We start from the raw sequence: 1,481 nt of genomic DNA, 5'->3' as shown, positions 1-1,481 counted from the left end.
GATGTCGTCGAAGTCCACCAGCGCGTGGACGATGTAGTCCTCCGGGCGCTGCTCTTTCAGGCCGATTTCCGAAGCCAGCGTGAACTGCTCGTTGGTGCGCAGCATCTGGCCGACGATTTCGCGCTCGCCCGGTTGCAGGTGAAGCCGGCTCACGTCCAGCTTGAAGGGGCGGAAGCCGGTCGTGACCTCGCCCTTGGGCACCACGGCAATGCGCGGGATGTCGATGGTCTGCTGAACGACGATCTCCGTCGTCTTCGCCACAACGGCCGACAGGTCAAGGGCGGGAGCGGCCTCGTCCACGCCCGCCAGCAGGTTGCCCTGCATCGGGCGCAAACGTTCCGCCACTTCCGCAAGGATTTCCTGCTGTACTTCTGGCTTCAGCAGCGCGCTGCTGGTCGGCACGAGATCGCGCTTGACCTCATATTTGCCGATCACCTCCATGACCATGCGCGCCGCCTGCTTCTCCACTTCGGTGGTGAACACTGGCGCCGGTGCAGGCTTGGCCTCGCCGCCCCCCGATCCGCCGTGGGCGACTGCTGAGGCTGGATCGACAGCGGGCGCGGCATCCGTCAGTCCAAGCCGCGCTGCAGCACCGGAGGCGACCTGCACGCTCACCTTCTTATCGTCGGCACTGGGCGCGTCGAGGATGACCTGCTTCAGGCGAATCGGCGAATCGCCACGGTTGGCCTCGTCGATGATCTCCTGAAACTTGTCGTGGGCAACGATGTTCAGGCGATCTACCGCCGCCACACCGGTGCGCTTGCCATAGGGCAGGCGCAGGCCGCGCCCGATGCTTTGCTCGATCAGCGTGCGCGCGTTGGCAGCGCGCAGCGGCACGATGGTGTAGAGGTTGGTCACGTCCCAGCCCTCCTTGAGCATGTTGACGTGAATCACGATCTCGGTCGGCTCGTCCACGCTCTCCACGGCTAGCAGGCGCGAAATCATCTCTTCCTCTTCCGCGCCGGTGCGGCTGGAATCCACCTGGATCACCTTGCCCGCGTAGCGGCCCTCGTAGAACTGCGCCGACTCGACCAGCGACTTGAGCTGCGCCGCGTGCGTGGTATCGCGCGCAATAACCAGCATGAAGGGCTTGACCGGCTTGACGCCGTTCTCGCGGGCATAAGTCAGCAGCTCCACTTTCGTGGTTTCGTGCAGACGCACGCCGTCTTCCAGCTTGATCTTCTCCACTTCCTCCGGCGTATGCGCCTTGGAGTCGAAGTTGCGCTGGGTAACGACCGCAGGCTCTTTGACGAAGCCGTCCTCCATCGCCCGCGCCAGCGGGTAATCCATCACCACGTTCTTGAACGGCACCGGCCCTCGGCTCGACTCCACGAAGGGCGTTGCCGTCACTTCCAGACCGAGCAAAGGCTTTAGTTCGTTGATGGCCCGCACCCCTGCGCTGGCGCGGTAGCGGTGCGATTCGTCCATCAGAAGCACGAGGTCGGGCAGGTTCGCCAGATGGTTGAAATAGCTGTCGCCCA

Annotated in this window: 1 protein-coding gene; it reads right to left on the bottom strand. The window is 64.0% G+C overall.

Annotated features, from left to right (window positions below; translation table 11 throughout):
* Positions 1 to 1,481 (bottom strand): DEAD/DEAH box helicase (locus tag A6M56_RS05190; protein ID WP_502686882.1); only part of this gene is annotated, 1,481 nt, incomplete at both ends.

It is taken from the genome of Ralstonia sp. RL (genome assembly GCF_001683835.1).
In the GTDB taxonomy this organism is placed as follows: domain Bacteria; phylum Pseudomonadota; class Gammaproteobacteria; order Burkholderiales; family Burkholderiaceae; genus Ralstonia; species Ralstonia mannitolilytica.
This window is presented reverse-complemented; position numbering and strand designations above follow the sequence as displayed.